This is a genomic window from Enterobacter sp. 3U4, assembly GCF_057224565.1.
This window is the reverse complement of record NZ_CP136665.1, coordinates 1,109,439-1,133,265: the sequence shown is the minus strand read 5'-3', so window position 1 is coordinate 1,133,265 and position 23,827 is coordinate 1,109,439. Positions and strand designations below refer to the sequence as shown.

Annotated in this window: 22 protein-coding genes; 9 read left to right on the top strand and 13 right to left on the bottom strand. The window is 56.1% G+C overall.

Features of this window, described 5'->3' with window-relative positions:
* Positions 1 to 14: 14 nt before the first annotated feature.
* The 6 genes from ruvB to aspS form a co-directional block, all read right to left on the bottom strand.
* The gene (gene ruvB, locus RVY89_RS05345; RefSeq protein WP_023312235.1) at positions 15 to 1,025 is read right to left on the bottom strand and encodes a Holliday junction branch migration DNA helicase RuvB; all 1,011 of its coding nucleotides are present in this window, start codon (positions 1,023 to 1,025) and stop codon (positions 15 to 17) included.
* A gap of 8 nt (positions 1,026 to 1,033) precedes the next feature.
* On the bottom strand, positions 1,034 to 1,648 hold the full coding sequence (ruvA, locus tag RVY89_RS05340; protein ID WP_023312236.1) for a Holliday junction branch migration protein RuvA: 615 nt from the start codon (positions 1,646 to 1,648) through the stop codon (positions 1,034 to 1,036).
* 80 nt (positions 1,649 to 1,728) lie between these two features.
* Complete coding sequence (gene ruvC, locus RVY89_RS05335) at positions 1,729 to 2,250, bottom strand: crossover junction endodeoxyribonuclease RuvC (RefSeq protein WP_484827121.1); 522 nt, start codon at positions 2,248 to 2,250, stop codon at positions 1,729 to 1,731.
* A gap of 34 nt (positions 2,251 to 2,284) precedes the next feature.
* On the bottom strand, positions 2,285 to 3,025 hold the full coding sequence (locus tag RVY89_RS05330; protein ID WP_008500447.1) for a YebC/PmpR family DNA-binding transcriptional regulator: 741 nt from the start codon (positions 3,023 to 3,025) through the stop codon (positions 2,285 to 2,287).
* A gap of 27 nt (positions 3,026 to 3,052) precedes the next feature.
* Positions 3,053 to 3,496 carry a dihydroneopterin triphosphate diphosphatase gene (nudB, locus tag RVY89_RS05325; RefSeq protein ID WP_484827120.1) on the bottom strand — a complete coding sequence of 148 codons (444 nt, stop codon included), beginning with the start codon at positions 3,494 to 3,496 and terminating at the stop codon, positions 3,053 to 3,055.
* Between the two features lies 1 nt (position 3,497).
* Positions 3,498 to 5,270: an aspartate--tRNA ligase gene (gene aspS, locus RVY89_RS05320; protein WP_484827119.1), complete on the bottom strand. Its 1,773-nt coding sequence runs from the start codon at positions 5,268 to 5,270 to the stop codon at positions 3,498 to 3,500.
* Positions 5,271 to 5,533: 263 nt separating this feature from the next.
* Between aspS and RVY89_RS05315 the strand changes: the two genes are divergently transcribed.
* Genes RVY89_RS05315 through cmoB form a run of 5 tightly spaced genes read left to right on the top strand, consistent with a single transcriptional unit; the run spans position 5,534 to position 9,114 of the window.
* Positions 5,534 to 6,100 carry a hydrolase gene (locus RVY89_RS05315; protein WP_484827118.1) on the top strand — a complete coding sequence of 189 codons (567 nt, stop codon included), beginning with the start codon at positions 5,534 to 5,536 and terminating at the stop codon, positions 6,098 to 6,100.
* The gene (locus tag RVY89_RS05310) at positions 6,097 to 6,915 is read left to right on the top strand and encodes a DUF72 domain-containing protein (protein WP_484827117.1); all 819 of its coding nucleotides are present in this window, start codon (positions 6,097 to 6,099) and stop codon (positions 6,913 to 6,915) included. The genes RVY89_RS05315 and RVY89_RS05310 overlap by 4 nt, the downstream gene beginning before the upstream one ends.
* A gap of 51 nt (positions 6,916 to 6,966) precedes the next feature.
* Positions 6,967 to 7,362, top strand: coding sequence for an MAPEG family protein (locus RVY89_RS05305; protein WP_484827116.1), 396 nt, complete (start codon positions 6,967 to 6,969; stop codon positions 7,360 to 7,362).
* Positions 7,363 to 7,402: 40 nt separating this feature from the next.
* Complete coding sequence (gene cmoA / locus RVY89_RS05300; protein WP_029741772.1) at positions 7,403 to 8,146, top strand: carboxy-S-adenosyl-L-methionine synthase CmoA; 744 nt, start codon at positions 7,403 to 7,405, stop codon at positions 8,144 to 8,146.
* The gene (cmoB, locus tag RVY89_RS05295; RefSeq protein ID WP_484827115.1) at positions 8,143 to 9,114 is read left to right on the top strand and encodes a tRNA 5-methoxyuridine(34)/uridine 5-oxyacetic acid(34) synthase CmoB; all 972 of its coding nucleotides are present in this window, start codon (positions 8,143 to 8,145) and stop codon (positions 9,112 to 9,114) included. The genes cmoA and cmoB overlap by 4 nt, the downstream gene beginning before the upstream one ends.
* Positions 9,115 to 9,376: 262 nt before the next feature.
* On the opposite strand, the gene cutC is transcribed toward cmoB, so the two are convergent.
* Both cutC and RVY89_RS05285 read right to left on the bottom strand, forming a co-directional pair.
* Entirely contained in the window at positions 9,377 to 10,120 is a 744-nt protein-coding gene (cutC, locus tag RVY89_RS05290) for a copper homeostasis protein CutC (RefSeq protein WP_045355966.1), read from the bottom strand.
* Between the two features lie 78 nt (positions 10,121 to 10,198).
* The gene (locus RVY89_RS05285) at positions 10,199 to 10,759 is read right to left on the bottom strand and encodes a VOC family protein (RefSeq protein ID WP_484827114.1); all 561 of its coding nucleotides are present in this window, start codon (positions 10,757 to 10,759) and stop codon (positions 10,199 to 10,201) included.
* Between the two features lie 239 nt (positions 10,760 to 10,998).
* Between RVY89_RS05285 and argS the strand changes: the two genes are divergently transcribed.
* Positions 10,999 to 12,732, top strand: coding sequence for an arginine--tRNA ligase (gene argS / locus RVY89_RS05280; RefSeq protein WP_484827113.1), 1,734 nt, complete (start codon positions 10,999 to 11,001; stop codon positions 12,730 to 12,732).
* A gap of 35 nt (positions 12,733 to 12,767) precedes the next feature.
* Here the strand turns inward: argS and bglB are convergent, their stop codons facing one another.
* The 5 genes from bglB to flhB all read right to left on the bottom strand — a co-directional run bounded on the left by bglB (position 12,768) and on the right by flhB (position 19,367).
* Complete coding sequence (bglB, locus tag RVY89_RS05275; protein WP_484827112.1) at positions 12,768 to 13,907, bottom strand: beta-galactosidase BglB; 1,140 nt, start codon at positions 13,905 to 13,907, stop codon at positions 12,768 to 12,770.
* A gap of 4 nt (positions 13,908 to 13,911) precedes the next feature.
* Positions 13,912 to 15,495, bottom strand: coding sequence for an MFS transporter (locus RVY89_RS05270; protein ID WP_484827111.1), 1,584 nt, complete (start codon positions 15,493 to 15,495; stop codon positions 13,912 to 13,914).
* 260 nt (positions 15,496 to 15,755) lie between these two features.
* The gene (flhE, locus tag RVY89_RS05265) at positions 15,756 to 16,148 is read right to left on the bottom strand and encodes a flagellar protein FlhE (RefSeq protein WP_429052027.1); all 393 of its coding nucleotides are present in this window, start codon (positions 16,146 to 16,148) and stop codon (positions 15,756 to 15,758) included.
* On the bottom strand, positions 16,148 to 18,226 hold the full coding sequence (gene flhA, locus RVY89_RS05260; protein ID WP_484827110.1) for a flagellar biosynthesis protein FlhA: 2,079 nt from the start codon (positions 18,224 to 18,226) through the stop codon (positions 16,148 to 16,150). Before flhA ends, flhE begins: the two co-directional genes overlap by 1 nt.
* Entirely contained in the window at positions 18,219 to 19,367 is a 1,149-nt protein-coding gene (flhB, locus tag RVY89_RS05255; RefSeq protein ID WP_033145863.1) for a flagellar biosynthesis protein FlhB, read from the bottom strand. The genes flhA and flhB overlap by 8 nt, the downstream gene beginning before the upstream one ends.
* Before the next feature lie 502 nt (positions 19,368 to 19,869).
* Between flhB and RVY89_RS05250 the strand changes: the two genes are divergently transcribed.
* From RVY89_RS05250 to RVY89_RS05240, 3 genes are all read left to right on the top strand, one after another.
* Positions 19,870 to 20,445, top strand: a complete 576-nt coding sequence (locus RVY89_RS05250) for a fimbrial protein (protein ID WP_484827109.1) — start codon at positions 19,870 to 19,872, stop codon at positions 20,443 to 20,445.
* 136 nt (positions 20,446 to 20,581) lie between these two features.
* Positions 20,582 to 21,274: a fimbrial biogenesis chaperone gene (locus tag RVY89_RS05245; RefSeq protein ID WP_484827108.1), complete on the top strand. Its 693-nt coding sequence runs from the start codon at positions 20,582 to 20,584 to the stop codon at positions 21,272 to 21,274.
* 93 nt (positions 21,275 to 21,367) lie between these two features.
* Positions 21,368 to 23,824 (top strand): fimbria/pilus outer membrane usher protein, encoded by a 2,457-nt coding sequence (locus RVY89_RS05240; protein WP_484827107.1) that lies wholly within the window; start codon positions 21,368 to 21,370, stop codon positions 23,822 to 23,824.
* Positions 23,825 to 23,827 lie beyond the last annotated feature (3 nt).

Genomic DNA, 23,827 nt, shown 5'->3' with positions numbered 1-23,827 from the left:
GAGGGAAAAATGCATTACGGCATTGCCGGTGGCGTAATGCCGAAATGATTCCACGCCCGCACCGTCGCCATACGTCCACGCGGGGTGCGCTGCAGGAAGCCCTGCTGGATCAGATACGGTTCAAGCACATCCTCAATGGTTTCACGCTCTTCCCCGATTGCCGCCGCCAGGTTATCCAGCCCAACCGGGCCGCCAAAGAACTTATCAAGCACCGCCAGCAGCAGTTTACGGTCCATATAGTCAAAGCCTTCGGCATCGACGTTAAGCATATCCAGCGCCTGAGCGGCGATCTCGGCGGAAATCGAGCCATCGTGCTTCACTTCGGCAAAGTCACGCACGCGGCGCAGCAGACGGTTGGCGATACGCGGCGTACCGCGGGAACGCTTCGCCACTTCAAACGCGCCCTCTTCGCTCATTTCCAGCCCCATATAGCGCGCGCTACGGCCAACAATGTGCTGGAGGTCCGCCACCTGATAAAACTCAAGACGCTGCACGATGCCAAAACGGTCGCGCAGCGGAGAGGTCAACGACCCGGCGCGGGTTGTGGCGCCAATCAGGGTAAACGGCGGCAGATCGATTTTGATGGAGCGCGCCGCCGGGCCTTCACCGATCATGATATCCAGCTGGTAATCTTCCATCGCCGGATAGAGCACTTCCTCCACCACCGGTGACAGGCGGTGGATCTCATCGATAAACAGCACGTCATGCGGTTCGAGGTTGGTCAGCATCGCCGCGAGATCGCCCGCCTTCTCCAGCACCGGGCCGGAGGTGGTGCGCAGGTTGACGCCCATCTCATTGGCGACGATATTGGCCAGCGTGGTTTTCCCCAAACCCGGAGGGCCAAAAATCAGCAGGTGATCGAGCGCATCGCCGCGCAGCTTTGCCGCCTGGATGAAAATCTCCATCTGGGAACGAACCTGCGGCTGGCCGATATACTCATCAAGCAGTTTTGGGCGGATCGCGCGATCCACCACGTCATCTGCCTGAATTGTGCCTGCCGATACCAGGCGGTCTGCTTCAATCATCCTTTACCTCACAATGCAGCGCGCAGCGCTTCACGAATCAGGGTTTCACTGCTGGCATCCGGTTTGGCGATTTTACTCACCATGCGGCTGGCCTCCTGAGGTTTATAGCCCAGCGCCACCAGCGCGGCAACCGCTTCCTGCTCGGCGTCATCATCCGTCGCAGGACCGCCTGGAGAGGTCAGTACCAAATCGGCAGCCGGCGTGAAGAGATCGCCATGCAGACCTTTAAAGCGGTCTTTCATCTCGACAATCAGGCGCTCGGCGGTTTTCTTGCCAATGCCCGGAAGCTTAATCAGCGCCGCAGGATCTTCACGCTCAACGGCATTCACAAACTGTGGCGCCGACATGCCGGATAAGATCGCCAGCGCCAGCTTCGGGCCGACGCCGTTGGTTTTAATCAGCTCGCGGAAGAGCGTGCGTTCCTGTTTGTTGTTGAAGCCGTACAGCAGCTGAGCATCTTCACGCACCACAAACTGGGTAAAGACAATCGCCTCTTTGCCCGCGTCCGGCAGCTCGTAGAAGCAGGTCATCGGCATATGGACTTCATAGCCCACGCCACCCACTTCCAGCAGCACTAACGGGGGTTGTTTTTCAATGATGATGCCTCTGAGTCTGCCTATCACGTGACGCTCCTGCGTTCTGGAAGAAATTAACTGCCGACATAATAAAAAAAGGCTGGATAAACATCCAGCCTGATTTGTCATTATCGTAACCTGCCCCGCGCCAGATTGAGCCGCGACTCGCTCATTTGCATCGCGTTCTGGCTGACGTGACAGTGGGTAATCGCAATCGCCAGCGCATCCGCGGCGTCAGCCTGCGGGTTCGCCGGAAGCTTCAGCAGGGTACGCACCATGTGCTGCACCTGACTTTTCTCCGCGCTGCCAATGCCCACCACCGTCTGCTTGACCTGACGTGCCGCGTATTCAAATACCGGCAAATCCTGGTTTACCGCAGCGACGATGGCGACACCACGCGCCTGACCGAGCTTTAGCGCCGAATCGGCGTTTTTGGCCATAAAGACCTGCTCGATGGCGAAATAATCCGGCTGAAACTGGGTGATGATCTCCGACACGCCCGCATAGATGAGCTTAAGGCGCGACGGCAGATCGTCCACCCTGGTGCGAATACAGCCACTGCCGAGGTAGGTTAACTGGCGTCCCACCTGACGGATAACGCCATACCCGGTGACGCGTGAGCCTGGGTCAATCCCGAGAATAATCGACATCACGCGTCTCCTGTAACGGATTTACACGCTCTCATTAGAGAGTCGCTGCAACCTCATCAGAGATTTCACCGTTGTGGTACACTTCCTGCACGTCGTCGCAGTCTTCGAGCATGTCGATCAAACGCAGCAGTTTAGGTGCGGTTTCCGCATCCATGTCCGCTTTGGTGGACGGGATCATGGAGACTTCAGCGTTGTCCGCTTTCAGGCCAGCTGCTTCCAGCGCGTCGCGTACGGCACCCATCTCTTCCCAGGCGGTGTAAACGTCGATAGCACCATCATCGAAGGTCACCACGTCTTCCGCACCGGCTTCCAGCGCCGCTTCCATGATCGCATCTTCGTCGCCTTTCTCGAAGGAGATGACGCCTTTTTTGCTGAACAGGTAAGCAACGGAACCGTCAGTGCCCAGGTTGCCACCGGTTTTGGTGAACGCGTGGCGCACTTCCGCAACGGTACGGTTACGGTTGTCGGACAGGCACTCAACCATCACCGCCGTACCGCCAGGACCGTAACCTTCATAAATGATGGTTTCCATGTTCGCGTCTTCGTCACCGCCCACGCCACGTGCAATAGCACGGTTCAGGGTGTCACGCGTCATGTTGTTTGACAGCGCTTTATCTACCGCCGCGCGCAGACGCGGGTTAGAAGCCGGGTCGCCGCCGCCCAGACGCGCTGCCGTCACCAGCTCGCGAATGATTTTGGTAAAGATCTTACCGCGCTTGGCATCCTGTGCCGCTTTGCGGTGTTTGGTGTTGGCCCACTTACTATGACCTGCCATAAAAATATCCTCAAAGAGCGCGCCTTTTCAGGCAGCGTTAATTACAAATTCTTCAATCGCCTGCCGGTTGCTCCACGACTTGGTCAGTGCGGCAGCATCCGCCGCATTCACCCAGCGGTAGGTCAGGTGTTCGGTAAACACGATCTCCCGTTCATGGGGGAGCGCGAGACAGAACCACGACTCCGTATTGCGCTCGGTACCCGGCGCGTAGCGATGACGTAAATGGCTAAAAATTTCAAACTCCACCGTGCGCTGACAGTCCTTCAGGGTCAGTTGCTCGCGGGCAACGTCAATGGCGACCTCTTCCTTTACTTCACGCGCGGCGGCCTGCGGCGCGGTTTCTCCCTCTTCCAGACTGCCGGTTACCGACTGCCAGAAATCAGGGTCATCGCGCCGCTGCAACATCAGCACCCGCTTCGTGTCTTCTGCATAAATGACCACCAGAACCGAAACGGGAAGCTTATATTCCATATCAGTTTTTCTCTTCCTTCTTCACCACTTCAATGCCCAGCTCGGCCAGAGAGGCCGGGTTAGCAAAGCTTGGCGCTTCGGTCATCAGACACGCTGCGGCAGTGGTTTTCGGGAAGGCAATAACATCACGAATGTTATCGGTGCCGGTCAGCAGCATGGTCAGTCGGTCAAGACCGAAGGCCAGACCCGCGTGCGGAGGCGTACCGTATTTCAGCGCGTCCAGCAGGAAGCCGAACTTCTCGCGCTGTTCCTGCTCGTTGATGCCCAGGATGCCGAACACGGTCTGCTGCATTTCACCGCTGTGAATACGCACGGAACCGCCGCCCACTTCGTAGCCGTTGATGACCATATCGTAGGCGTTTGCGACCGCGTCTTCCGGCGCCGCTTTCAGCTCTGCCGCCGTCATGTCTTTTGGCGAGGTGAACGGGTGGTGCATCGCGGTCAGACCGCCTTCACCGTCGTCTTCAAACATTGGGAAGTCGATAACCCACAGCGGCGCCCATTTGTTTTCGTCGGTCAGGCTCAGGTCTTTGCCGAGCTTCAGACGCAGCGCGCCCATCGCATCCGCCACGACTTTCTTATTGTCTGCGCCGAAGAAGATCATGTCGCCGTCCTGCGCGCCAGTGCGCTCAAGGATAGCTTCCACGATGTCTGCGTTCAGGAATTTCGCTACCGGGCTGGTGATACCTTCCAGACCTTTCGCACGCTCGGTCACCTTAATATAGGCCAGACCTTTCGCGCCGTAGATCTTGATGAAGTTGCCGTAGTCGTCGATCTGCTTGCGGCTCAATGCTGCACCACCCGGCACGCGCAGGGCCGCCACACGGCCTTTCGGATCGTTAGCCGGGGCAGCGAAGACGGCAAACTCAACGCCTTTCACCAGGTCCGCAACATCCACCAGCTCCATCGGGTTACGCAGGTCTGGTTTGTCGGAGCCGTAGCGACGCTCGGCTTCCGCGAAGGTCATGATCGGGAAATCGCCCAGCTCAACGCCTTTCACGTCGTTCCACAGGCTACGCACCAGGGCTTCCATCACTTCACGCACCTGCTCGGCGGTCATGAAGGAGGTTTCCACATCGATCTGGGTAAATTCAGGCTGGCGGTCAGCGCGCAGGTCTTCGTCGCGGAAGCATTTAACGATCTGATAGTAGCGATCGAAGCCGGACATCATCAGCAGCTGTTTGAACAGCTGTGGAGACTGCGGCAGCGCGTAGAATTTGCCTTTATGAACGCGGGATGGGACCAGGTAATCGCGCGCGCCTTCCGGCGTGGCTTTGGTCAGCATCGGGGTCTCGATGTCGAGGAAACCGTGGTCATCCATAAAGCGACGCACCAGGCTGGTGATTTTCGCACGGGTTTTCAGGCGCTGAGCCATTTCCGGGCGACGCAGATCCAGGTAGCGGTATTTCAGACGCGCTTCTTCAGTGTTGACGTGGTTGGAGTCCAGCGGCAGCGCTTCTGCACGGTTGATAATCACCAGATCGGACGCCAGCACTTCGATGGCACCCGTCGCCATGTCGGCGTTGACGTTTTTCTCGTCACGCGCACGCACGGTGCCGGTGACCTGAATGCAGAACTCATTACGCAGCTCAGAGGCCAGCTTCAACGCATCTGCGCGATCCGGGTCGAAGAACACCTGAACGATACCTTCGCGGTCGCGCATATCGATGAAGATAAGGCTACCAAGATCACGACGACGATTGACCCAACCACACAGGGTGACCTGCTGTCCGACGTGGGACTGACGCAGCTGCCCGCAATATTCTGTACGCATGAGATATCCCTTAATTAGCCGCAGGCTAAATGTCGCCTGGTATGCAGGCTACTATGTCGCAGCTTTCTGTATGTCACAACTGGATGAAAAAAGGCGGCTATTATACTGGAAATTCCGCCGGACGATAAGAGCGAACCACGGCCTGGCGGTCGTTTGCTGCACTCTTATTGCGCATTCTCACAAAAATTAACAAAATTATGCGACCAATAACAGGCCATCACGTCGTATGGTGTCTGGAAGTGATTAATTTAACGGGAGTAACGATGTTAACCCTTGATGCCAGAAAAACCGCGCTTGTAGTCATTGATTTACAGGAAGGCATTCTGCCCTTCGCCGGCGGCCCGCATACCGCGAACGATGTAGTCAGCCGAGCCGCCCGCATGGCGGAAAAATGCCGCGCCAGCGGTGCCCCGGTTATCATGGTGCGCGTCGGCTGGTCTGCGGATTATGCCGAAGCGTTAAAACAGCCCGTTGATGCGCAGGCTCCCGCGCGTGCCCTGCCGGAAAACTGGTGGACGTACCCGGCCTCGCTTGGTAAACGCGACAGCGATATTGAAGTGACGAAACGCCAGTGGGGCGCCTTCTACGGCACCGATCTGGAGCTGCAGCTCCGCCGTCGCGGCATCGACACCATCATCCTGTGCGGCATTTCCACCAACATCGGCGTGGAGTCGACCGCCCGTAACGCGTGGGAACTGGGCTTTAACCTGGTGATTGCCGAAGATGCCTGCAGCGCGGCCTCCGCGGAACAGCATCAGGGCAGCATGACCCATATCTTCCCGCGCATCGGCCGCGTGCGCAGCACGGATGAGATTATCAGCGCGCTATGATGTACGTGGGCCTGCCCCAGTGGTCGCACCCGAAATGGGTGCGCCTTGGCATCACCAGCCTTGAGGAGTATGCCCGACACTTCAACTGTGTCGAGGGCAACACCACCCTGTATGCGCTCCCCAAAGCCGAGATTGTTGCGCGCTGGCGGGAACAAACGACCGACGACTTCCGCTTCTGCTTCAAGTTTCCTGCAACGATTTCCCATCAGGCCGCGCTGCGAAACTGCGGTGAGTTGACCGACGAGTTCTTTGCCCGGATGGCGCCTCTGGCAAACCGCATCGGCCAGTACTGGCTACAGCTTCCGGCCGTCTTTGGCCCGCGCGACCTGCCCGCGCTATGGACGTTTCTGGACGCCTTGCCCCGTGAATTTACCTACGGCGTTGAAGTCAGGCATCCTGACTTTTTTGCAAAGGGCGAAGCGGAAAAAGCGCTCAATCGCGGCCTGCTTGAGCGTTCCGTAAACCGGGTGATCCTCGACAGCCGCCCGGTGCACAGCGCAATCCCCCATAGCGAAGCCATCGTTGAAGCGCAGCGTAAAAAACCGAAAGTGCCGGTCCACGCCATCGTGACCGCGCAGAACCCAATGGTCAGGTTTATCGGCAGCGATAACATGCAGCAAAACCAGGCGCTGTTCGCCGTCTGGCTGGAAAAACTGGCCTCGTGGGAACACACCACCACGCCGTATCTCTTTTTGCACACGCCGGATATTGCCCAGGCCCCCGAACTGGTCGATGCTCTGTGGCAGGCCTTGCAGGCTGCGGTACCGTCCGTGGGAAGCGCCCCTTCCATCCCACAACAATCTTCTCTTTTCTGATATCACCCCCTATCATAGTGAAGTGCCATCTGCCAAAAACAGGGAGTTTGTATGGTCAGCGCGCTGTATGCGGTGTTAGGTGCATTACTGCTGATTAAGTTTTCATTTGATGTTGTGCGCCTCAGAACGCTCTACCGCGTCTCCTACGGTGACGGCGGATTTTCCGAGCTACAAAGCGCTATCCGCATTCATGGCAACGCGGTCGAATACATCCCCGCAGCCTTAATCCTGCTGCTGTTTATGGAGATGAATGGCGCAGAAACCTGGATGGTGCACATCTGTGGCCTGCTTCTTATTGCTGGCCGCCTGATGCACTATTACGGTTTTCACCACCGCTTAGTCCGCTGGCGTCGTTCCGGCATGAGCGCGACCTGGTGTTCGCTTTTGCTGATGGTGCTGGCTAACCTGTGGTATATGCCGTGGGAGTTGGTTTTCTCCCTCCATTAGCGCACAATACGCCACTTTATTTTTCCCGGATTTTTACGTTATGTCAGATCGCGACACGCTTTTTTCCGCGCCTATCGCCAGCCTGGGCGACTGGACCTTCGATGAACGGGTAGCCGAAGTCTTCCCGGATATGATCCAGCGCTCTGTTCCCGGTTATTCCAATATTATCTCTATGATCGGCATGCTGGCTGAGCGCTTCGTTCAACCCGGCACGCAGGTCTATGACCTGGGCTGCTCGCTCGGCGCGGCAACGCTATCTGTTCGTCGTAATGTTCACCACGAAGGCTGCCGAATCATCGCCGTCGATAACTCCCCGGCCATGGTTGAACGCTGCCGTCGCCATATTGACGCCTACAAGGCCCCTGTGCCAGTGGACGTGGTGGAAGGTGATATCCGCGAGATTGAGATCAATAACGCCTCGATGGTAGTGCTGAATTTCACGCTGCAGTTCCTGGTGCCGGAAGACCGCCAGCTGCTGCTGGACAAAATTTATCAGGGGCTGAATCCCGGCGGCGCGCTGGTGCTCTCTGAGAAATTCAGCTTCGAAGATGCCGAGGTTGGCGAACTGCTGTTCAATATGCACCACGATTTCAAACGGGCGAACGGCTACAGCGAGCTGGAGATCAGCCAGAAGCGCAGCATGCTCGAAAACGTGATGCTGACGGATTCCGTAGAAACCCATAAAGCGCGTCTGAGCAAAGCCGGCTTTGAGCACAGCGAACTGTGGTTCCAGTGCTTTAACTTTGGCTCTCTGGTGGCGCTGAAAGCGGGAGAATCCGCATGATCGAATTCAGTAACTTCTATCAGCTGATTGCCAAAAACCAGCTCTCCCACTGGCTGGAAACCTTGCCCGCGCAGATTGCCGCCTGGCAGCGGGACCAGCAGCACGGCCTGTTAAAGCAGTGGTCAAATGCGGTGGAATTTTTGCCGGAACTGACCCCGCATCGCCTCGACCTGCTCCACAGCGTCACCGCTGAGAGTGAAGAACCGCTTCCGGCCGGGCAGATCAACCGCATCGAAACGCTGATGCGGAACCTGATGCCGTGGCGCAAAGGGCCGTTTTCACTTTACGGCGTGAACATCAATACCGAATGGCGCTCGGACTGGAAATGGGATCGCGTTCTGCCCCACCTTTCCGACCTGACCGGACGCACCATTCTGGACGTGGGCTGCGGCAGCGGTTACCACATGTGGCGCATGATTGGCGCGGGCGCGCATCTGGCGGTCGGTATTGACCCGATGCAGCTGTTCCTGTGCCAGTTTGAAGCGGTTCGCAAGCTGCTGGGTAACGACCAGCGCGCGCACCTGCTGCCGTTGGGCATCGAACAACTCCCTGCCCTGAAAGCGTTTGATACCGTGTTCTCCATGGGCGTGCTGTATCACCGTCGTTCTCCGCTTGAACACCTGTGGCAATTGAAGGATCAGCTGGTCAGCGGCGGCGAGCTGGTGCTGGAAACGCTGGTGATTGAAGGTGATGAACATGCCGTTCTGGTGCCGGGCGATCGTTACGCGCAGATGCGCAACGTTTACTTTATTCCTTCCGCGCTGGCGCTGAAGAACTGGCTGGAGAAGTGCGGGTTTGTGGATGTGCGGATTGCCGATGTCAGCGTGACCTCTGTCGAAGAACAGCGCCGCACCGACTGGATGATCACCGAATCGCTGGAGCAGTTCCTCGACCCGGCCGACCACAGCAAAACCATCGAAGGCTATCCGGCCCCGATGCGTGCGGTGTTGATTGCGACCAAGCCGTAGCCCTTTAGCCGGGTGGCGGCTACGCCTTACCCGGCCTACACGTCGCACGTTTTCTCCAAAATAGTTCAAGTTGCAGCAAGGCGGCAACGCAGCGAATCCCCGGGAGCTTACATCAGTAAGTGACCGGGGTGAGCGAGGCGGCCAACGCGGCTGCGGCTTGAAATATGAAGGAGAAAAAAAGGCCCCTGTTGAAATTGCAGGGGCCTGGTACAAGCAAGCATCATATTGGGCGACATGATGCGCGGTAAAAATCGGTACGTTGCTACACGTGATGGCGCTCAATCAGCGACTTCATTTCCGCAACCGACTCTCCCTCTACGCCGTAGCGTGAATACTCATCCGCTTCAGCATCCGTCGACATTGACAATCCTGTATTGCGATAACGCATGGGTGAAGGTATCCATTTACCCGCGGAGCTGTGCAGCTCTTCTACCCCGGCGTTTAAAAACCGTTCCAGATTGCTGGCGCGGACTCCCGCACCCGCCATTATTATTGGAACACCGGAATGTGCTTTTAGTTCCGTAATTAATTGCAGTCCTTTTTCAGCTGACGCCTGCTGACCCGATGTCAGAATGCGCGCCACGCCAAGTTCTCCAAGCGTTTCAAAGGCCTGAAGCGGATCTTTGCACATATCAAATGCGCGATGAAAAGTAACGGCCAGCCCCTGTGCGGCGCTCATTATCTGACGCATGCGCGGTATATCGATATTGCCGTCTTCATCCAGAAGGCCGGTTACCAGCCCTGGAAACCCCAGGTCCCGAACGAGCGCGATATCATCAAGCATGGCACTGAACTCGCCCGCCGTGTAACAAAAATCACCGCCGCGTGGACGGATAATCGGGTGAACGGGAATAGTTACGGCCTGACGGGCAGACTTCAATACGCCGTAGGACGGCGTCAGCCCGCCCTCTTTGGGTGCCGCGCACAGTTCAATGCGGTCAGCCCCGTGCTTTTGCGCGGTCACGGCACACTCCACGCTGTAACAACAAATCTCCAGCAGCGCCATTTAATCCTCCTGAAATCCCACTAAACGAACCATCATGCCACGCCGTCCATTTTCAGTCCCGGCGTGAACTCACATCTCTTACGCTTCACTGGCAACGATCTGCTCAATGGTCCACGGATGAAACTTCACCGTGACCTTTCCGTCAGTGACGGCCAGCGTCGGGTTAGGTAACCGCTCGCGCTCGCCTTTGGGAGAGCTGGTCTTCACAAAAATTCCCGGCTGGCTTAAGCCTTCGTCCGCTAACAGGGCAAGCGCGCGCGCGTTCAACGTTTCAGGCTCACCCGGCAGGACAATCTCGATATGTTCCCAGCCTTCATGCGGATAGCGTTTCTCACCCGGCCACGGCAGTTCAACCACGGTGAATTGCCAGTGCGCCACGTTCACAGGCTCATGCAATTTAAACAGGCAAATCGGGCGACCATTAATGATGTTCTCGGAGAGCAACTCGCCGCACCGTTCGAACCCGAGACGCCAGCGCTCGGCGGTGGCATTCTGGTGACAGCGCAAAGAGATGTGATCGGCCTCAAGCGGCGCGATATCCAGACCAAGACGGGTGGCAAGTTCTGTGAACGCCTGGGTGAAGCGCGGTAAATCTGCGGAAATATCATGCAGTTCGTCAATGGATTGCCAGTTCGCCATAAGTCACTCTCTTTTCATGTCGCAAAGCCGCTAATTTACTCTGTTGCCCCGTTTTGACCAACCGCAGAATCCGGCTTTTTGCGACTGCATGATTATGCATACCTTCACCGCCTGGATTCTGAGCAATCTTCAGGCCCCGCAATGCTGACGCCAGAAGGCATTTGCAGTATACTCCCGCCCTAAATTCTCTAACTGGCGCGGGTGGTTGTGAGCCCGCATCAAAAAAGTAAGGTATCCAGGTGAATATTCAGGCTCTTCTCTCCGAAAAAGTCAGTCAGGCACTGATTGCCGCAGGCGCGCCTGCGGATTGCGAACCGCAGGTTCGTCAGTCAGCAAAAGTACAGTTTGGCGACTATCAGGCTAATGGCGTGATGGCAGTGGCTAAAAAACTGGGCATGCCGCCGCGACAGCTCGCTGAGCAGGTACTGACGCATCTGGATCTTTCCGGCATTGCCAGCAAAACCGAAATTGCCGGCCCGGGCTTTATCAACATCTTCCTTGAGCCTGCTTTCCTGGCAAGCCACGTTGACGCGGCGCTGAAATCTGACCGTCTGGGTGTTTCCCAGCCGGAAGCGCAGACCGTCGTGATCGACTACTCCGCTCCGAACGTGGCGAAAGAGATGCACGTTGGCCACCTGCGCTCCACCATCATCGGTGATGCCGCGGTGCGCACGCTCGAGTTCCTCGGTCACAAGGTGATCCGCGCGAACCACGTGGGCGACTGGGGTACCCAGTTCGGCATGCTGATTGCCTACCTGGAAAAACAGCAGCAGGAAAACGCGGGTGAAATGGCGCTGGCGGACCTGGAAGGGTTCTACCGCGAAGCCAAAAAACACTACGACGAAGACGAAGCCTTTGCCGAGCGCGCGCGCAGCTACGTGGTAAAACTGCAGGGCGGCGATCAATACTTCCTCGAGATGTGGCGCAAGCTGGTTGACATCACCATGTCTCAGAACCAGCTCACCTATAACCGTCTGAACGTCACCCTGACCCGTGACGATGTGATGGGCGAAAGCCTGTACAACCCAATGCTGCCGGGCATTGTGGCCGACCTGAAAGCGAAAAACCTGGCGGTTGAGAGCGAAGGCGCGACGGTGGTATTCCTTGATGAGTACAAAAACAAGGAAGGCGAACCGATGGGCGTGATCATCCAGAAAAAGGATGGCGGCTACCTTTACACCACGACCGATATCGCCTGCGCGAAATACCGTTACGAAACGCTGCACGCCGACCGCGTGCTTTACTACATCGACTCCCGTCAGCACCAGCACCTGATGCAGGCGTGGACGATCGTGCGTAAAGCCGGCTACGTGCCAGACTGCGTTCCGCTGGAGCACCACATGTTCGGCATGATGCTGGGTAAAGACGGCAAGCCTTTCAAAACCCGTGCGGGCGGTACCGTGAAGCTGTCCGATCTGCTGGACGAAGCGCTGGAACGCGCCCGCCGTCTGGTGGCAGAGAAGAACCCGGACATGCCTGCAGATGAGCTGGAAAAACTGGCCAACGCCGTGGGTATCGGTGCAGTGAAATACGCGGATCTTTCCAAGAACCGTACCACTGACTATATCTTCGACTGGGATAACATGCTGGCGTTTGAAGGCAACACGGCGCCTTACATGCAGTACGCCTACACCCGCGTGTTGTCGGTCTTCCGTAAAGCCAATATCGACGAAAGCGCGCTGGCGAATGCCACCGTGACCATCACGGAAGACCGTGAAGCGCAGCTGGCGGCGCGCCTGCTGCAGTTCGAAGAGACGCTGACGGTTGTCGCCCGTGACGGCACTCCGCACGTGATGTGTGCTTATCTGTACGATCTTGCGGGTCTGTTCTCCGGCTTCTACGAGCACTGCCCTATTCTCTCTGCGGAGAATGAATCGGTCCGCAACAGCCGCCTGAAGCTGGCGCAGCTCACGGCGAAGACCCTGAAGCTGGGTCTGGATACCCTGGGTATCGAAACCGTAGAGCGTATGTAAAAAATGAAACCCGGCACTCGCCGGGTTTTTTATTATCAAAAATATTTCCGTAAATATTCCGTTAGGCACAGAATCGCCATTGCCTGTCCATACGGCATCGACGTCAGCGGGATCTGGCGATAAAACTCAAGATTGCTTCCCATCCCCGTACCGAACGACGTTTGCAGCAGCTCTCCATCCGGTGAGATATTTTTCACGATACCGCGAATCGCTTTCTCAGCAACGTCAGCATATTCTGCACCAACGTAACGCTTACGCACCGCTTTCAGGATCCCGTAGGCAAAACCTGCCGTGGCTGACGCCTCCAGATAGGAGTGAGGATCGTCGAGCAGCGTATGCCACAGGCCGCTATCGTCCTGGCATTTCGCCAGCGCGGCAATCTGAGCATTCAGCACCTGCACCAGGTAGCGACGTACGGCATTGTTTTCCGGCAGATCCACCATTTCGAGGAAGTCCGGGATCACGATGGTGAGCCAGCTGTTGCCGCGGGCCCAGCGGGCCTGCGCAAAATTATGTTTACCTTCATAATTCCAGCCGTGGAACCACAAGCCGGTTTCCCGATCCATCAGGTTTTGCACATGCAGCAGGAACTGATAAATAGCTTCTTCTACGTAGTCAGGTTTGTTGAGCAGCTTGCCGATTTTCGCCAGCGGCAGCACCGTCATCATCAGCGTGTCATCCCACATCTGCTGATGATTCTCTTCCGCCAGAGTGATATGCTGCATGCCGCCGTGGTCGGTACGCGGCATGTCGTTCATCGCCCACTCCGCCCAGCTTTCCAGCCATGGCAGCCAGGCCGGGTTTCTGGTTTCGTCGTAGCGATACGCGAGGGTCAGGAACGGTGACATGGTATTCACGTTTTTGGTGGTTGCCCCTTCCGCAAAACGGTCAGCAAACCAGCGGTCGATAATGTCGCGCATCCCCTCGTCGCCGGTCTGGCTGTAATACTGCCAAATACCGTACAAACCGACGCCGTGCGTCCATTCCCACCCGGCCCAGCCTTTGGTATCGATCGCGCGTCCGTCGTCCAGCCGCAGTAAAAACTCCCCCGTCTTGTCGTGGATATTGACCAGACTGTGCGTCACTTTTTGAATCAGCGATTTCAGCTCATCCCTGGCAATAAAGCGCTCAGGCTGGCGCAGTAGCGGGCTATGTTTGACAGGCCAAACTTTCATGATCTTAACCTCCATGATATGACGAATTAAGTACAGCGCGATCCTTCAGCGAAAGGGCTGCTGACTTATTGCGGTTCAGGTAACCGATGTTGTTGTTGCCCCAAAGGGATTCGAACGGCATACCGGCCAGCATTTCCACGGTGGCACGGGCTTGCGGGGTTGCCGCTTCAGGCATCGCATAGCCGGACTCGCGCATTTTCGCGGTCTCTTCGCGCAGCGTGCTGTGGGTTTGCAGATTGAGCCTGAAGCGCAGGGAGACAAGGAAGCCGCAGAACAGCACCAGAAGGGTTCCGATGCTCAGGATCATCAGAATGGTGTGGCTCACTCCCGCAGGCTGCACTTTCTGACCGCTGACAAAGCCGGACATCTGCATCACGATGCCCACCAGCATCACCGCACCGGCCTGAGACGCTTTACGGGTGAGGGTCATGATGCCGGCGAAGATGCCCTCGCGACGCTGCCCGGTGATCGCTTCGTCCACATCAGCAATGTAGGTATAGGTGTTCCACGGCACATAGTTGATACCGCCTCGACCCAGGCCCGCCACCGCTGAGACAAGCAGCAGCAGAGCGTAGACGTCACTCAGTCCCGCGTAATAGAGCATGGCGTAAGAGAGAGAAGCCAGGCCGAACAGCACCACCACCATGCGGTAAGACGGCGCAGGTCCAAAGCGAATGCACAGCGGGATCATGCCGATCACGGCGAGGAACTGGAAGATGGCCATCGTGCCCAGCAGGTTTGAAGCCATTGACGCTTCCTGCATCAGTACAAAGACCACGTAGTAGGTAAACACGGCATTAAAGACGTCCTGGGCGATATAGCCGCCCAGGTACATGCCCAGATGCTGACGGAAAATCCTTACTCGCAGCGTCGAGCTTAGCTCCACGAACAGACGGTTCAGGCTCTGCCCGAGCGTGAGGGTTTTCTTCTCTGCTTCCGCGCGCAGGGCCGCTTCGGACCACTCTTCACGCGGGCGCTCCCAGGTGAAGAACCAGACAAAAGTCAGCATCAGCGCGCACAGGACGGAAAAGACCAGACTGGCGTAAAAGAAGGAAATCGCGTTGTCTTTACCGAACTGCGTGAGGAGGATCCCCGGCAGGAATGAGGCCAGAATGGCGGACATCTGCGCCATTGAGATACGCGCGCCCGAAAATTTGGTTTTCTGTTTGAAATCGTCCGTCATCTCCGGCACCAGCGTTTCATAGGGAACCAGGATCATGGTGTAGACGATATCGAATACCAGATACGTAAGCAGGTAATACCAAAAACTCATGTCCCCGACCCACATCAAGGAATAGCTGAATACGCAGGGAATGCCGAGCAGAATGAAAAACTTACGGCGGCCAAAGCGCTTACCGAGCCACGTCGTACCGAAATTATCCGTCAGAAAGCCCATAAGCGGGCTGACAACAGCATCCAGCACCCTGGCGGCGGCGAAGATGAACGTTGCTTCTATCGGTGTGAGCCCGCAGAACGTCGTATAAAAATATAAAAGCCAGGCCGCCGTAAGGGCGGTGGTTCCCGCCCCAAGAAAATCGCCTGCCCCATAAGCAAGGTAGTTTGCCAATCCAATTTTGCGTGTTTTCATTGCCGTCACCCCTGGTCACGTTTGGGAGACTCCCTGTCAGCAAACCTGTTCCGGGAGTTTTTACACGGCTACAGTAGAAGTATCGTCCTGGTGATACCTTTCTATTTCTGCCACCAATAGGGTCTGGCTGGCAAAAATGCAAAGAGTATCATTACGCGTGTCACCGTTTTATAAAACGGCGTTTCTTTTAGTTCAAAATGAGAGGTCGAATTTTGCGAGACAGCCATCAGAAATGCTGATGGCTGCAGGTCAGGCGGGATTTAGCGATAGTTCACGATGACGGAATTACTCTGCACTTTCAGCGCCGGGATCAAACGTCCCCCGCCCGGCACTTCCCAGATAAAACGCAAAGGTTCGATTGCCGGCACGCCGTTGAATGCCTGCGTCGTACCGCTTTCTCCATCGATTTCCGTGCAGCGCGTCTGAGAACAGAGGCGCACCCGCAGCCCGGCAGGCGTTGGGCCAATCAGCCGGTAGTTCCAGACCACAAGGCCCATCAGGCCGGATACCGCGTCAGAAGGCGCCAGCGGGTTAGAGGACATCGCCACGCCCCGGTTGCTGAGCGTTACGCCCATGCTGCTTGCCTGCCAGGTGCCTTCGCCGGCTGCCTGCGCCACCAGCGGGAAGAGCAAAATCCATAGCCATTTACGCATTATTTTCCTCCAATCGTCGCCGTCATGCGGATATGGCGGTTATCCGACAGCTCCAGATTCGACAGCACGACCAGCTGGTTCAGGCTGCGGCGCAGGAAGCGCGACAGCAGTGGACGCAGCGCGTGGTTCACCAGCAGCACCGGCGGTGCGCCCAGCATCTCCTGACGCGCCAGCGCCTCCTGCGTTTGCGCCAGCAGACGGTCCGCCAGCCCCGGCTCCAGGCCGCCCCCGCCCTGCAGGGCCTGCAGCAGCAGACGCTCAAGCGGCGTATCGAGGCCAATGACCTGCACTTCTCCGGTTCCCGGGAACCACTGCTGGGTGATCGCACGACCCAGCGCCACGCGCACCACCGCCGTCAGCTCGTGCGGATCGCTCTGGATTGGCGCATGCTCTGCCAGCGTTTCCAGAATGGTGCGCATATCGCGAATCGGCACCTTCTCTTCGAGCAGGTTTTGCAGCACCTTGTGCAGCGTGGTCAGCGTCACCACGCCCGGGACCAGATCTTCCGTCAGCTTCGGCATCTCCTGCGTGACGCGGTCCAGCAGCTGCTGCGCTTCCTGACGGCCAAACAGCTCGGCCGAGAATTGCCCAATCAGGTGATTAAGATGGGTCGCCACCACGGTACTGGCTTCAACAACCGTATAGCCCTGGATCTGCGCCTGCTCTTTCAGCGCGCTTTCAATCCAGATAGCGGCCAGGCCAAAGGCCGGATCGATGGTTTGCTCGCCCGGCAGCGTGCCTGCGGCGGTGCCCGGGTTAATCGCCAGCCAGCGGCCCGGATAGGCATCGCCGCTGCCAATTTCAACGCCTTTCATCAGAATGCGATAGCGCGCGGGCGGCAGGTCCATATTGTCGCGGATGTGAACGACCGGCGGCAGGAAGCCCATATCCTGCGCGAATTTTTTACGGATACTGCGGATACGCCCAAGCAGCTCGCCATCCTGCTGGAAATCGACCATCGGGATCAGGCGGTATCCAACTTCCATACCCAGAGAATCTTCGAGCTGAACGTCGTTCCAGGTCGCTTCGACGGCCTGGGTATTCTCCGGCATTTTGACCTGAACAGGTTCCGCTGCCGGTTTGGTTTCACGGCCACGCATCCACCAGGCAAGCCCCAGCAGACCTGCCGTAAACAGCAGGAAAACGAGGTTTGGCATACCCGGCACCAGACCGAGCAACCCGAGAACCGCCGCGGCCAGCAGCATCACGCGCGGGTTACTGAACAGCTGGCCCACCATCTGCTCGCCAACGTCCTGATCGGTGCTCACGCGGGTCACGATGACACCCGCCGCAGTAGAGATAACCAGCGCCGGGATCTGCGCGACCAGACCGTCACCAATGGTCAGCAGCGTATAGCTTTCCGCCGCGTGGCCCATGTCCATCCCGTGCTGCAACACGCCCACCAGCAGGCCGCCGACCACGTTAATCACCATGATCAGAATGCCCGCGATGGCGTCACCGCGGACAAACTTACTCGCACCATCCATAGAGCCGTAGAAGTCTGCCTCCTGCGTCACTTCCGAACGGCGCTTTTTGGCTTCATCTTCGGCGATAAGACCGGCGTTCAGGTCGGCGTCGATCGCCATCTGCTTGCCCGGCATCCCGTCCAGCACAAAACGCGCGCCCACTTCCGCGATACGCCCTGCACCTTTGGTGATAACCATAAAGTTGATGATAACGAGGATAACAAACACCACGATGCCGATAGCGAAATTGCCGCCCACCAGGAAGTGGCCGAACGCCTCCACCACTTTACCCGCCGCTGCCGCCCCGGTGTGACCTTCCATCAGGATGATACGCGTGGACGCTACGTTCAGCGCCAGTCGGAGCAAGGTGGTAAACAGCAGGATGGTCGGGAACGCGGCGAACTCCAGGGTACGCTGGGTGAACATCGCCACCAGCAGCACCATGATGGACAGCGCAATATTGAAAGTGAAAAGCAGATCGAGGATGAACGCCGGGAGCGGCAGTACCATCATCGACAGAATTAGCAGGATCAGAATCGGCCCGGCAAGGATCTGCCATTGGGTCGATTTCAGGTTGCCGGGCAGGCGCAACATTGCCACCAGATTAGCCATCAGTGTCCTTCTCGTTCATAAAATCCAGCGCGGCAGGCACCGGAAGGTTCTCAGGTTTAACAGGCCGTTGACCGCCGGCCAGACGCCAGCGCTTCAACTGCCATACCCAGGCCAGCACTTCCGCCACGGCGGCGTAGAGTTGTCCCGGGATCTGTTGTCCAATATCCGCATGGCGATACAGGGCACGCGCCAGCGGAGGCGCTTCCAGGATCGGCACGCGGTTTTCAGTGCCAATTTCCCTGATTCGCAGTGCGATCAGCCCTGCCCCTTTCGCAACGACTTTCGGCGCGCTCATTTTGTTTTCGTCATAGCGCAGCGCAACGGAATAGTGCGTCGGGTTGGTAACAATGACGTCGGCCTTCGGCACATCGTCCATCATCCGTCGACGGGCGGCGGCACGCTGCATCTGGCGGATACGCCCTTTTACGTGCGGGTCACCTTCCATCTGCTTATATTCGTCACGGATATCCTGACGTGACATGCGCAGCTTTTTGAAGTGGGTATAAAGCTGGAAAATCACGTCAAACCCCACCATCGGAATAATGCTAAGCACCACCAGCAGCGCGCAGAGCCCGACCAGATTCAGCGCGTTGCTCATCGCGGTGAGCGGCGATTCGCTGATAAGACGCATCATTTCCGGCCAGTGGTACCAGAGGTAAAACCCTGCGGAACTGCCCATCAGCACCGATTTGAGAACGGCTTTGAGCAGCTCGGCCCCGGTCTGCGCAGAGAACATTTTCGCAATACCCGGCAGCGGGTTCAGTTTGGAAAATTTCGGTTGCAGCGATTTGGCACTAAAAACCAGACCGCCGAGCATCACCGGGGAGACCAGCGCGACCAGCACGACCCCGGTAATCAGGGGCAACAGCGCGACCATGGCCCCTTTGATAAGCTGAATAATCTGGCTGAGGATCAGATTCGGATCGTTGACCATGCTGTGGTCAAAACGTAAGCCGGTGGACAACATTCCCGCCAGCTTGCGGGCGAGCGACTCCCCGCCCCACCAGATAATGCACACCCCTACGATAAGGATCAGCAGGGAGGTTAATTCTCGGGATCGGGGGATCTGCCCTTCCTCACGCGCCTTTTCTAGTCGGTGGGGTGTGGGGGCTTCCGTTTTGTCGTCGTTCTCTTCTGCCACAGTGCATGCTCAGCCCATTACGTCACGGGTATCATGCCAGCACCGCCTATGATCAATGGGCTGATAAACCCCTATAACCGGGTCTTTTTATCCAGTTTAATCCCACACTACGCACGTTGGGTGAGCGAAGAGAGAACACGTAATAGCCGAAAAAATATATTCCAGCTTTTGTGATGCGCTTCAAATTACAAAATGAATTAAGCGCAGTTTAAAAGGACGTTTACGCTAAATACATTCCGAATGAAAATTAACATAGACGTCGCTTTTAACCACTTAATATTGCAGGGATGATATAAGTATGTGAATTCAATAATTCAGAGTAATTGAATTATATTTATCCATTGCCGCAGGCAATCTAATAATAAATTAATCCATATAGCATTAATCCTAAAACTCACTTACCAGAAGAAATTTAAATGTTATAATTCCACGCGACATAATTTACTTTCCGCAAGAAAGCAAAACGTATGCCAGATATTTTTTACTTAAAGGAACATTTAAGATGGATTTGAAGAAGAAAATTTTTGCGAGCTTAGCCCTCGCAACGCTATCGATAAATGGTTTCGCCGCAGAAATGAATGCCGGTACTATTCACTTCACGGGTGAAATTATCGAATCAAGCTGTACGATTCAGGGTGACAATGGCGCGGACAGTACTATCCCACTGGGTACCTATCCTATTTCATTGTTTACTGCCGTTGGGACAGAAACCGCACTTATGCCGTTCTCTATTACGCTGGCGAACTGCCCGTTGAAAAGCGATGGGCTTCCGGCTGTACAGCTGACCTTTAACGGCCCAACAACCCTGACCGGTAGCAATACGATGCTGGACGTCAGTAAAATTACCACCACGGGTGAAACTGCGGCCACCGGTATCGGCGTTGCCGTCAGCCCGTCGGGTAAAGACGATCAATTCATCACTATGGATGGCGTTGAGGGGCAGGTCTATATAGAGCTGGCAACAAAATCCTCAGATACGATTAAAGCTGATTTTAATGCCCGCTATAAATCATTTGCAACTGCGGTTACCGCCGGTCCTGCAGATGCTGATATGACGGTAAATATTCTTTATCGTTAATAGACGCATCACTGACATTCAGAATATATATATATTAGGCGTCATGACGTTTAAGGAGTCATGCTCTGATAATAGTCCGAATCCGGATTCGGACTATTATCATTCCCCCTCAACGTCCTTTATTGAAGGTTTCACCATGCGCATTTCACTCCTGGTCTTATTATGTATTCCTGTCATTGCGAGCACCTTTTGTCACGCAGCAGGCGTTCAAATAGGTCGCACACGCATAATCTACGATGCCGCGAAAAAGGAAGTTGCCCTGCCCTTACAAAACAATGATAAAGAACTTCCCTGGTTAATACAGTCATGGACGGATACGGGTGATGGTAAAACGCACGGACCATTTATCGTGACACCACCGCTATTTCGACTCGATCCGCAAAAAGAGCAAAGCCTGCGCATTACCTGGAATGGGACAGCCTTAGCAGGGGATAAAGAGTCACTGTTCTATATGAACGTTCGAACCGTTCCTGCCACGGCTACGGATGGGGATGACAAAAACGTCCTACGGTTAATCTATAAAACGCGTCTGAAGCTGTTCTGGCGTCCTGTCGGACTGAGTGGTACCCCATCTGAATCCTGCAAAAACCTGCGCTTCGCTCGTCATGGTCAGCAGCTCACGGTCATCAACGCGGAGGCATTCTACAGCGTCTTTGATTCACTTGCGCTGGGCTCGCACAAAGTGGAGAAAGCCGACATAGCTGCACCTCAATCCCGCGTTGACATTCCTCTCCCTGACAATGCTCAGGGGACGAGCGTCACCTGGCGTTGCATCACCGATTACGGCAATGCTTCAGAAAAATACACTTCCACACTTGCGCAGGATTAAAAGACCGCGATGATGACAGGACGTAATTATTTGTCATACGGGCGGCTCTTTAGACCGAATCCGCTTCTTCGCTGCCTTGGCGGTGTCTTACTCATGGCGAGCTTCTCGACGCTGGCCCGTGAGTATCGTTTCTCTCCCTCATCGCTTGAAGGGGACATGCTGGCACAGCAGGATATCGACCTTTCACTCTTTTCAAAGTCGAATTCTCAGCTACCCGGCACCTATTCTTCCCGAGTGCAGGTGAACGATCGCCGCCTGAGCACCACCAATATCGCTTACGTCAGCTCGCCGGAAGGGTCACTGATACCGCAGCTCACACCGGATATGCTGCGGGCATGGGGGATTGCTATCGACCGGTATCCCGCCTTGCTTACGTTACCCGCCAATAAGGTTTTGCCTAAAGATATCAGCAACTATATCCCCAAGGCCTCCGCGCGGCTTGATTTTTCAACCATGACGTTAGCGTTGAGTATTCCTCAGGCCGCATTAAGCGGTACCGGTTACGATTATATCGATCCCTCACGCTGGGACGACGGTGTTCCCGTGTTGTTCAGTGACTACGCTTTTTCAGGATCAAACAATAAGAACAGCGGCGACAACAGCGCCACCAATCAGTATCTGAATTTGCGCACCGGCGCTAACCTGGGTGGCTGGCGAGTGCGCAACTATTCTACGTGGAGCAATTCAGAGAGTGAAAATCATTGGGAAAACATCAATACCTTCCTGCAGCATGACGTTGACGCCCTCAAGTCGCAGTTCACGTTCGGGGAAAGCAACACGCGGGGCGAGGTATTTGATAGCTTACAGTACCGGGGCGTCAACCTTGCGTCAGATGAAGAAATGCTTCCCTATAGCCAACGCGGCTATGCCCCTGTCATACGCGGCACAGCAGGTTCAAATGCTGAAGTCTCGGTGCGCCAGAACGGCTATCTCATCTATCAGCAAAATGTCGCGCCGGGCGCGTTCGTAATCAGCGATCTCTACTCCACGACCAACAGCGGCGATCTGGACGTTACGGTGAAAGAGGCTGACGGCACCGAGCATCACTTTACCCAGCCCTACTCCAGTATCGCGGTTATGCTGCGGCCCGGGCGTATGAAGTACGAAATTACAGCGGGCCGTTATCGTGCTGAAAGCGGGAGCGACCAAAAGGAACCCGACTTCCTCCAGGCAAGCATGATTTACGGTCTAAACAACCTTCTCACCGGGTTTGGAGGGCTGACGCTCTCGAAAGACTATAACGCAGCCAATACTGGTGCCGGTCTGGCGCTCGGGCCACTGGGCTCACTCTCGGCTGACATTACCGTGGCCGACACCCGGCTGGACGATAACAGCCAGCATACCGGCCAGTCATGGCGTTTGCTTTATACCGGTAAGCTGGATTCGACCGATACCAACTTCAGCCTCGGCAGCTGCCGATACACCAGCCGCGGATATTACAGCTTTGACGACGCCAACCAAAAGCGTGACGGCCACGAAGACGATCTGCTGTTTCGTTACAATAAACGCAACCGCATTCAGGCCAGCATTAGCCAAACCGTTGCTGGGGCGAGTCTGTATCTTAACGGTTATCAGCAGGACTATTGGGGCACCACTAAAAAAGAGCGCAGCCTGTCGTTTGGATTCAATACCGTTGTTGCCGGAACGAGTTATCACGTGGCCTATACGTACAGCGAAACCAACGACGAAGAGTCTGACAGGATGGTCTCTTTGGGGTTAAGCATTCCTCTCGCCAGATGGCTGCCTCACGCCTGGAGTAGCTACAACATCAGCAACACTAAAAATGGCTATACGCGGCAAAACGTCGGCCTCAACGGCACGCTGCTGGACGACGAGCGTCTGAGCTACTCGTTGCAGCAGGGCCATTCCAACCACGACGGGGAAAATATCAGCAGCGTTTATGGCAGCTACCGCTCGCAATACGCCAACCTGACCGCAGGCTATTACGCCTCCACTGATGACTCTCAGCAGCTTAATTACGGCATTAGCGGCGGTATTGTTGCCCATCCTCAGGGCGTCACGCTGGCGCAACCTTTAGGCAGCCAGTTTGCTATCGTGAACGCCAACGACGCTTCCGGCGTTCGTTTCCTGAACCAGCGGGGTATTCAGACCGACTGGCAGGGTAACGCAGTCATTCCATCGCTCACTCCGTACCAGGAGAACAACATTCGTATTGATACCTCGAGCCTGCCGGAAAATGTGGACAGCAGCGATACCGCCATCACCGTCATTCCCTCGCGCAACGCGGCGGTGCTGGCCAGATTTGACGCCCACACTGGCTATAGGATGCTGGTAACCCTGAAGCGTCCAAACGGCCTCCCCGTTCCGTTCGGCGCCATCGCGACCAGTAGCGACCCGGTGATGAGCGGCATTGCCGATGAAACCGGAACCGTCTATCTGGCAGGCATTGGAGAGACCGCGCAGATTACCGTGAAATGGGGCAACGGCACGGACCAACAGTGCCGCGCCAGCATTACGCAACAGTCAGCCAACCAAAACGAAAGCCCTAACGGTATTCGCTCGGTTAGCGAGCTTTGTCAGCAGGAATAAGCA

Coding starts and splice junctions, on each gene's coding strand:
- nudB (WP_484827120.1), bottom strand. CDS start 3,496: ATGGAATATAAGCTTCCCGTTTCGGTTCTGGTGGTCATTTATGCAGAA.
- flhE (WP_429052027.1), bottom strand. CDS start 16,148: ATGCGTAAATGGCTATGGATTTTGCTCTTCCCGCTGGTGGCGCAGGCA.
- RVY89_RS05285 (WP_484827114.1), bottom strand. CDS start 10,759: ATGGCGAACTGGCAATCCATTGACGAACTGCATGATATTTCCGCAGAT.
- ruvB (WP_023312235.1), bottom strand. CDS start 1,025: ATGATTGAAGCAGACCGCCTGGTATCGGCAGGCACAATTCAGGCAGAT.
- aspS (WP_484827119.1), bottom strand. CDS start 5,270: ATGCGTACAGAATATTGCGGGCAGCTGCGTCAGTCCCACGTCGGACAG.
- cutC (WP_045355966.1), bottom strand. CDS start 10,120: ATGGCGCTGCTGGAGATTTGTTGTTACAGCGTGGAGTGTGCCGTGACC.
- RVY89_RS05305 (WP_484827116.1), top strand. CDS start 6,967: ATGGTCAGCGCGCTGTATGCGGTGTTAGGTGCATTACTGCTGATTAAG.
- RVY89_RS05250 (WP_484827109.1), top strand. CDS start 19,870: ATGGATTTGAAGAAGAAAATTTTTGCGAGCTTAGCCCTCGCAACGCTA.
- cmoB (WP_484827115.1), top strand. CDS start 8,143: ATGATCGAATTCAGTAACTTCTATCAGCTGATTGCCAAAAACCAGCTC.
- ruvC (WP_484827121.1), bottom strand. CDS start 2,250: ATGTCGATTATTCTCGGGATTGACCCAGGCTCACGCGTCACCGGGTAT.
- RVY89_RS05245 (WP_484827108.1), top strand. CDS start 20,582: ATGCGCATTTCACTCCTGGTCTTATTATGTATTCCTGTCATTGCGAGC.
- flhA (WP_484827110.1), bottom strand. CDS start 18,226: ATGGCTAATCTGGTGGCAATGTTGCGCCTGCCCGGCAACCTGAAATCG.
- RVY89_RS05310 (WP_484827117.1), top strand. CDS start 6,097: ATGATGTACGTGGGCCTGCCCCAGTGGTCGCACCCGAAATGGGTGCGC.
- cmoA (WP_029741772.1), top strand. CDS start 7,403: ATGTCAGATCGCGACACGCTTTTTTCCGCGCCTATCGCCAGCCTGGGC.
- RVY89_RS05330 (WP_008500447.1), bottom strand. CDS start 3,025: ATGGCAGGTCATAGTAAGTGGGCCAACACCAAACACCGCAAAGCGGCA.
- RVY89_RS05270 (WP_484827111.1), bottom strand. CDS start 15,495: ATGAAAACACGCAAAATTGGATTGGCAAACTACCTTGCTTATGGGGCA.
- bglB (WP_484827112.1), bottom strand. CDS start 13,907: ATGAAAGTTTGGCCTGTCAAACATAGCCCGCTACTGCGCCAGCCTGAG.
- RVY89_RS05315 (WP_484827118.1), top strand. CDS start 5,534: ATGTTAACCCTTGATGCCAGAAAAACCGCGCTTGTAGTCATTGATTTA.
- RVY89_RS05240 (WP_484827107.1), top strand. CDS start 21,368: ATGGCGAGCTTCTCGACGCTGGCCCGTGAGTATCGTTTCTCTCCCTCA.